The 7,941-nt window shown below is 73.7% G+C and carries 6 protein-coding genes; 3 read left to right on the forward strand and 3 right to left on the reverse strand.

Annotated features, from left to right (window positions below; genetic code table 11):
• Window positions 1-102: 102 nt before the first annotated feature.
• Window positions 103-1,008 carry an NADP-dependent oxidoreductase gene (locus tag G4D87_RS29305; protein WP_163786004.1) on the forward strand — a complete coding sequence of 302 codons (906 nt, stop codon included), beginning with the start codon at window positions 103-105 and terminating at the stop codon, window positions 1,006-1,008.
• A 3-nt stretch (window positions 1,009-1,011) separates the two neighbouring features.
• Here the strand turns inward: G4D87_RS29305 and yedA are convergent, their stop codons facing one another.
• Window positions 1,012-1,995 (reverse strand): drug/metabolite exporter YedA, encoded by a 984-nt coding sequence (yedA, locus tag G4D87_RS29310; RefSeq protein WP_163786005.1) that lies wholly within the window; start codon window positions 1,993-1,995, stop codon window positions 1,012-1,014.
• Between the two features lie 234 nt (window positions 1,996-2,229).
• On the opposite strand from yedA, the gene hrcA reads away from it, so the two are divergent.
• Entirely contained in the window at window positions 2,230-3,261 is a 1,032-nt protein-coding gene (gene hrcA, locus G4D87_RS29315; protein ID WP_163786006.1) for a heat-inducible transcriptional repressor HrcA, read from the forward strand.
• A gap of 6 nt (window positions 3,262-3,267) precedes the next feature.
• Here the strand turns inward: hrcA and G4D87_RS40035 are convergent, their stop codons facing one another.
• The gene (locus G4D87_RS40035; protein WP_163786007.1) at window positions 3,268-6,114 is read right to left on the reverse strand and encodes a carboxypeptidase regulatory-like domain-containing protein; all 2,847 of its coding nucleotides are present in this window, start codon (window positions 6,112-6,114) and stop codon (window positions 3,268-3,270) included.
• A gap of 79 nt (window positions 6,115-6,193) precedes the next feature.
• Entirely contained in the window at window positions 6,194-7,108 is a 915-nt protein-coding gene (locus G4D87_RS29325; RefSeq protein WP_163786009.1) for a lipid kinase, read from the reverse strand.
• A gap of 330 nt (window positions 7,109-7,438) precedes the next feature.
• Here G4D87_RS29325 and G4D87_RS29330 point away from each other — a divergent pair, with 330 nt between their 5' ends.
• Complete coding sequence (locus G4D87_RS29330; protein ID WP_163786008.1) at window positions 7,439-7,897, forward strand: transcriptional regulator; 459 nt, start codon at window positions 7,439-7,441, stop codon at window positions 7,895-7,897.
• Window positions 7,898-7,941 lie beyond the last annotated feature (44 nt).

The raw sequence follows: 7,941 nt of genomic DNA on the forward strand, positions 1-7,941 counted from the left end.
TCCTTCCCGGGGGAGGCAGGGCCGAGCAGGCGCCGCGTTTGCCGGCCTCCACGGGTGCCTACCCTTCGCGCGACGTCAGCTCTTTCGCGTTGGGAGGCCCGCATGAAAGCCGTGGTGCTCAAGTCCTATGGAGACGTGGACGCGCTCGCCATTCAAGACATGCCCGAGCCGAAGGTGGGGCCGGGCGAGGTGAAGGTCCGCGTCACCGCTGCGGGCATCAACCCCGTGGACTGGAAGATTCGACGCGGGGACATGAAGGCGATGATGCCCGTGCAGTTCCCCACCATCCTGGGGCGGGACGTGGCCGGTGAGGTCATCGAGGTGGGCCCGGGCGTCAACGACTTCAAGCCGGGCGACCGCGTCATGGGCGTGGTGAACGCCGGCTACGCGGAGAAGGTCGTCGCGCCCGTGGAGGCCTGGGCGAAGGTCCCCGAGTCCATGGACCTGAAGGACGCCGCCGCGCTCCCCCTGGTCACGCTCACCGGCGTGCAACTGATGGAAGAGGCGGTGAACCCCAAGAAGGGGGACACGGTGCTCATCATCGGCGCCATGGGGGCGGTGGGCCGCGCCGCCGTCTTCGCGGCGAAGGCGAAGGGCGCGAAGGTGCTGGCCGGCGTGCGCGCCAGCCAGAAGGCGGAGGCGCAGAAGCTGGGCGTGGACGGCGTCTTCGCGCTCGACGTCGCGGACGAGTTCGCGAAGCTGCCCATGCTGGACGCGGTGGCGGACACGGTGGGCGGCCAGGTGGTGGCCCGCGTGCTGGAGAAGGTGAAGCCTGGCGGCACCCTGGGCAGCGTCGTGGGTGAGCCTCCGGAAGCCAAGGGGCGCCAGCTCACCGTGCGCGCCATCCTCGCGCACCCGGACTCGCGCCGCCTGACGCAACTGGGACAGGCCGTGGCGAAGGGCGACCTGGTCATCCCCGTCAGCAAGCGCTTCCCGCTGGAGCAGGTGAAGGAAGCGCAGAAGCTCGCGGAGCAGGGCGGCGTGGGCAAGGTGCTGCTCGTCAACTGAGCGTCACTGCTTGCGCGTCAGCAGCACCACCGCGCCCAGGATGGCGCCCATGGCCAGCCAGGCCGTGGGCGTCATCACCTCACCCGCCAGCAGGCCGCCCAGGAACACCGCCAGCACCGGGTTGACGTAGGCGTAGCTGGTGGCCAGCGCCGGGCGCGCGTTGCGCAGCAGGTAGCCATAGGCGCTGTAGCCCACCAGCGAGCCGAAGGTGACGAGGTAGAAGAACGCGAGCACCGCCTTGGGCGTGGGCATCGCCGTGGGGCGCTCCCCCAGCAGCAGGCTGAAGCCCAGCATGGCGGCGCCACCGCACAGCATCTGCGCCGCGGTGGACATCAGTCCCCGCGGCATGGGCAGCCGGCGGCTCCACACCGAGCCCAGCGCCCAGCTCATGGGCGACACGAGCAGCGCCAGCGTCGGCAGGAGGCTGCCGCCCAGGTCCCTGCCCAGGTTGAGCAGGACGATGCCGCCAAAGCCGACGCCCAGTCCCCAGCGCTCCGCGCGCCCGGGCCACTGGCCGAAGAGTCCCCCGAAGAGCGCCGTCCACAGCGGCAGGCTGCCCACCACCAGCGCCGCCACGCCCGACGGCACCGACTGCTGCGCGAAGACGAGCCCCCCGTTGCCCACGCCCAGCAGCAACACGCCCACCAGCGCGCTGGCGCCCCACTGGCGGGCCGTGGGCACGGGCGCCCCGCGCAGCCACAGCACCGCGAAGAGCAGGGCGCCGGCGAGCACGAAGCGCACCCCTGACATCTGGAACGGCGGCAGGCCGCCTTCCAGCGCCCAGCGGATGGCCAGATAGGTGGAGCCCCAAATAACGTAGAGGGACAGGAGGCTGGCGATGAGCCACCCGCGCTGGGCGCCACCGGGAAGGACGTCTCCGGCGGGCAGACTGACGGGGGCTGGCGGTGGAACGGGGAGGGACGCGGCACGCGAGGCGAGCACGGCGCGGCTTGTATCGCTGGCGAATTTCGCCGGCCATGTGGGCATTGCCATACCTCACAGCCGGGCCCGTTCCAGGGAAGTACAGTGACGGGCACCGCGCTCGTGCGTCGGGGCGGCCGTCCGGCTGGCTGGAATGTTGGCGTCGGGAATGTCGCGCCGGGCCGCTCGTAGGGACAGGGCGGCTCCTGGATTGAATGCCCGGGGCCGCTTCCTTAGACTTTCCCAGGGAGCCAGGGCGGAGGTGCCGCCGCACCGTTGGCTCCGGAGTGAGCGCCAGGGATGTCCGAAGAGCTGGGTGAGCGTGAGAAGGAAGTCCTCCGGGCGGTCGTCCAGGAGTACATCTCCACGGGCGGGCCGGTAGGCAGTCAGCAGCTCACCCGCAGGTCGGGGTTCGAGGTGTCCTCCGCCACCATGCGCAACGTGCTGGCGGACCTGGAGGAGCTGGGCTTCCTGGAGAAGCCCCACACGTCAGCCGGGCGCGTCCCCACCGACCAGGGCTACCGCTTCTACGTGGACACGCTGGTGAAGCTGAAGGACCCGACGCCGCGGGACAGGGAGCTCATCCACGCGGGGCTCGCGCACGAGGCCGACCTGGCGGAGATGCTGGGCGAGGCCAGCCGCATCCTCCATTCGCTGACGCGCCACGCGGGCGTGGTGGTGGCGCCCCGGCCGGAGTCGGCGGTGTTCCGGCGCATCGAGTTCGTCCGGCTGCGCGAGGACCGGGTGCTCGCCATCCTGGTGGGGCAGAGCGGCCAGGTGCACAACAAGGCGATTACGGTGGAGTTCCCCATCACCTCCGACGAATTGCTCAAGGCGAGCAACTACCTGTCGGAGCTGCTGCGGGAGGTGCCGCTGGAGTCGGCGCGCGAGCGCATCCGCGCGGAGATGGACCAGGAGCAGGCGCTCTACAACGCGCTGACGGCCAAGGCGCTGAAGCTGGGCGCGGCGGCCACGGACCTGGCGTCCACGGAGCGGATGCATATCCAGGGCACGGGCTCCTTCTTCGAGCAGCCGGAGTTCGCGGACGTGGAGCGCATGCGCGCGCTCTTCAAGGCCCTGGACGAGAAGCACAAGCTGCTGTCGCTGCTGGACCGGGTGCAGGTGGCCAACGAGATGCAGATTTTCATCGGCGCGGAGAGCGACTTCTCCGCGGCCGGCGACGTCACCGTCATCGCCAGCCCCTACGGCAACCAGGAGCAGGTGCTGGGCACGGTGGGCGTCATCGGCCCCACGCGCATGGACTACCGGCGCGTGATTCCGCTGGTGAACTTCACCGCGCAGGTGCTGTCGCGCGTGCTGGACAAGGTGTAGCGGGCCTCACTCCGCGCGGGTGACGAGCACCTCCTGCTCGCCATTCGCGCGCCGGACGTGGAGCCGCACGGGCGTGCCGGGCGCGCCCCGGGTGCGGGACTCCGCCTCCGTGCTGTCGCGCACCACCTGGCCATCCACCGCCACCAGCCGGTCCCCCACGTTGACGCCCGCGCGCGCCGCGGGCCCGTCCGGCGTCAGCCACGCGAAGGCGACGTGGCCCCGGTCCTCGCTGAAGCCCGCGCCCAGCGTGCCCGGCGTGGCCCGGCGCGGGGACACCGTGACGTCACCGACGTCCGTGGCCTCCGCCTCCGCCACCTTCACGGTGCGCGTCTCCACGCGGCCCTCCGGCGGCAGCAGCCGCACGGTGTGGATGCCCGGGCGCACGTCGCTCAGGCGGAAGCGTCCGTCCTGTCCGGTGAAGGCCTCCGGGCGCCCACCCACGGCCTTGTCGAGGAACACCGCCACCCCCGGCGCGGGGCCGCCACCCCGGCTCCACACCGCGCGCCCGGAGATGGACGCCACGCCGCCGGTGAGCGGCACCTCCACGTCCGACGTGCTGCCGGGCCGCAGCGTCACCTGGGCCTCGCCCGTGCGGCCGTCCTCGGTGCGCACCGTCACCTTCAGCGCCTGGGCGGGCGCGTCCGGCAGCAGGAAGGTGCTGCCGGCGAAGCGCCGCGTGGTGGGCCAGGCGCCGGCCCAGGGCAGGGCTTCACCGTCGGCCTCGAGCAGCTCCAGGACGAAGCCCTCCGGCGCCGCGCCGCTGCCCGCCACCACGCGCCCGCGCAGGGTGGCCGCGGGCTCCAGCCGCACGGTGAGCGGCGCCTGGTCCTCGTGCGCGGCGGACAGGCGCCCCACGCGCCCCGCGTTGTGGGCCACCAGCTCCAGGGGACTGGCGCCCTGGGGACGCGGCGGCAGGGTGAACTGGCCCGCCTCGTCCGCGCGCTCCTTGCGCGTCATGGGGAAGTCCCCGCTCTGGATGGCGGCCACGATGGCCAGCGGGCTGGGCACCCCGGAGGGCTCCAGCACGACGCCGGACAACACCGGGTCCTCCTTCAACAGCAGGTCCTGCCGCACGGCGCCGCCCGAAGGCACCGTCACGAACGGGTCGCTCTCCATGTGGAAGTAGATGGCGGGCGTCTGGTGGCGCAGCGCGACAAGCTGGTACACGCCCGCGGGCAACTCCAGCTGGAACTGGCCCTGCGCGTCCGTCTCCGTGGAGGCCGTGCCCGAGCCGCCCCGAGGCACGGCGTGGACCAGCGCGGGCTCGGTCAGCGGCCCGCCCGACGCGCGCGTCACCTGCCCCCACACGGAGCCGGAGTCCGCCAGGGTAAAGTCCACGCGGGTGATGACCCCGGCCTTCAGCGTCTCCATGCGGGATGTCCACCGCCGCGAGCCCTCGCGCCGCGCGCGCACGGAGGTGGGCCCCGCCTCCAGCCCCTCCAGCCTCCAGGTGCCCTCGGCGTCGGTGAGGGCCGTGTGCGCCACGCCAGAGAAGGACTCCGGCTCGGCGCGCACCTGCGCGCCTTCCAGCGGCCGTCCCTCCGCGTCCACCACCAGGCCCTCCAGCGCCGCCGTCGCGGGCTCCAGCCGCACGTCCAGGGGCGTATGGCCGCCCGGGTTCACCACCACCGCTTCGAACACGCGGCCCGTCATCCCCGCCGCGCGCACCGTCACGTCGTACTCGCCAGGCGGCACGTCCATCCGCCACCCGCCGTTGTCCTCGGACGCGGCCCGGCCCAGCTCGCCCTGGCCGCCCGCGGGAGACGCCACCAGGACGGCCCCGCGCACCGGCGCGCCCTCCACCGTGGACACCGTGCCCGTCAGGCCACTGGCCGCGCCCAGCGTCACCACGAGCCCGCGCAGCGTCTCGCCCGGCGCGACGGACAGCGGCGCCTGCACGCGGCCCCGCCGGTCTCCCCGGCGCGCGGACACGACCCACGTCCCGGCGTTGACCTCCAGCGCGAAGCCGCCACCTTCCCCGGTGGTGACGCGCACCGGCGCGGTGGCTCCCGCCGCCATCACCTCCGCGTCCGCGACGGGCTGGCCCTTCGCGTCGACGACGAAGCCCTCCAGGGTGCTCGCGCCCCAGAGCCCCACGACGACCTCCGCGGCCCGCGGCACCTGGAGCAGGCGCAAGGTGCGGCGGCTGAAGCCCGGCGCCTCGGCGGTGAGCTCGTAGCGTCCGGGCGCCAGTTGCGTGAAGGCGAAGCGGCCCTGGGCGTCGCTCGTCGTCTCCGCCGCTTCTTCCGGCAAGCCGGTGGGGGCCGCCCAGGCCGTGGGCGTCCCGGGGTAGGGCCGCAGCGTCAGCGCGGCGAGCGGCACCGGCTCCTCGCGCCCCTCCGCCACGGTGCGCCCGCTCAGCGTCACGCCGTCGGGCAGGCGTAGCTCGACGGCCGTCTCCGCCTCGCCGAGCGGCCGGGTGGCCTCCAGCCGCACGGGGCCGTGGCCCGGCGCATGCGCGGACAGCAGGTAGTCGCCGGGCGCGGCGGGCAGGCGCAGCACGCCGCCCTCCGCCGTGGTGCCGTCGCCCGCGCGGCGCCATGGCGTGGCCCCGGTGCCGTCCGCGCCCACGCGCAGGTAGGCCCGCACGCGGGCCCCCGTCACGGGGCCCTGGGCGTCCACCACGCGCACCACGAAGGCGCCCAGCTCGGCGCCGGGGGCCATCTCCAACCCCGGGGTGGGCGGCGTGCTGGCGCGGGCCGGGGCGCCGCTGGTGACGGCCGCTGGCGCGCTGGACGCCGCGGGCTCCAGGCGCGCGGCGGGGGCCGCGGGGACGGGCATGCGGAACCACAGCAGCAGCACGGCCGCGATGGCCAGGCACGAGGCAATCAAGAAGGGGATTCGATGGCGCACGGGCTCGGCCTCCCCCGCGTCCGGCCGGCGCCGTCGCGGCGGCCTACAGTGTAGGCCAGCCTGGCGGTGAACCGAAACTTCAGGAGGGGGCGGGTGCGTAGACGCGCAGGGCCGCGGGGGCCACCTCGAAGCGCATGGGCGTCTTGCCCACGAGCTCGCCGTCCGCGTTCACCTCCTGGACGGGGTCGGCCTCCACGTAGAGACGCGCGGCGCGCAGGGTGGTGACGGCGGGGTGCTCCACGTGCTCGCCCGAGCGCAGGGACAGGGCCACGCGCATCAGCGTGGCGATGTCCTGGAGCTGCCCCAGGCCGGTGCCTTCGTTCCCCGACGTGGCGGAGGGCGCGGCGATGGCGTAGACGTCCAGCCGCCGGTCATCCAGCCGCGCATCGGGCGCCACCATGTTGCCGGCGCCATGGTAGAGGCCGTTGCCCACCACCAGCTGCAGCACGTCCAGCGCCAGCTCCTGGTCATCCGCCTTCAGCCGGATGTGGAAGGGCCGCAGGTCCTTCATCTCCGCGGCGGCCGCCACGGGGTAGGCCAGCTTGCCCGCGCGCTGCTTCAGCCGCTTCGTCAGCCGCCTGGCGATGCCGGTGGCCAGCCCCAGGCTGGCCGCGTTGAGGAAGGGGCGCCCGTTGGCCAGGCCCACGTCCACGCGGGCCGTGTAGCCCTGGGCGATGACGTCACAGGCGGCTTCGAGGTCGGCTGGGATTCCCAGCGAGCGCGCGAAGTCATTGCCAGTGCCCAGCGGGAGGACGCCCAGCGTCACGTCGCGGCCCAGCAGCTGGGCCACCGCGCGGCTCAGGGTGCCGTCGCCTCCTCCCACGATGAGGCGGCGGGTGCCCAGCGCCACCATCCGCTCCACCATCGCGTCCAGCCGGTTCGCCCGGGACAGCGCGTGGCATTCGACGATGGAGACGCCCCGCGCCACGAGCGTTTCCCTGGCGGCCTCGAAGGCCTCCCGTCCTGAGCGCGAGCGCGTGTTCACCACCAACACCGCGGGGCCGTCATCCAGGACGGGCCTGCATGGGGGCTTGATGAGGGCGGGTTCCAGGGTGCCTCCTCTTTCGTGTCGCACGCCAATCTGTGCACGCACGATGCGTCCCGCCAGCGGGACGCGAGGCGGCGCGCGTGCGCGCATCCTCCTTGCGAGTCGCCCCGTGCCCCGGTGCATTCCCGGTGTCGGGTGCCATGGGGGCGTGCATGCGTGCGTCGCCGGTTGAACAGGTCCATCCGGCTGCGCGCTTCCGGATGGGTGGGTGGCTGCCCACCTCTGCGCTGGAGCTGGCCCCATGCAGGTGTCAGTCAGGCCTGGAGAGCAAGTCGCATGGCACGAGGAAGCAAGGCGAAGTACACGCCGAAGCAGAAGCGGATGGCCGAACACATTGAAGAGGGCTACGAGAAGCGCGGCGCTTCCGACGAGACGGCCGAGGCCCGCGCCTGGGCCACCGTGAACAAGCTCACGGGCGGCGGGATGAAGAAGGGCGGCGCGGGCAGCAAGGCCAAGGTCGCGCGCAGCCGTCCCCTGGCGCGGAAGAACGCGCGCAAGGCGGGCCGCAAGGGAGGCAAGGCCACCGCGGCGAAGCGCGCTGGCGCCGCCACGGGCCGCACGCGCAAGCCCGCTGTCCGGGCCACGCGTTCGGGTTCCAAGTCCACCGCCGCCAAGGGCACCGCGGCCCGGCGCGCCACCGCCCGTCGCACCACCACCGCGAAGCGGCCCGCCACCAAGTCCCGGAGCGGTACGCGGCGTGGGGCTGGCAGCCGCGGCACGCGCACCCGCGGCTGACCCGCCGCCGCTTCCCCATCCCGCTTGCAGGGGGTGGGGAAGGG

It is taken from the genome of Myxococcus vastator (assembly GCF_010894475.1).
GTDB classification, from domain to species: domain Bacteria; phylum Myxococcota; class Myxococcia; order Myxococcales; family Myxococcaceae; genus Myxococcus; species Myxococcus vastator.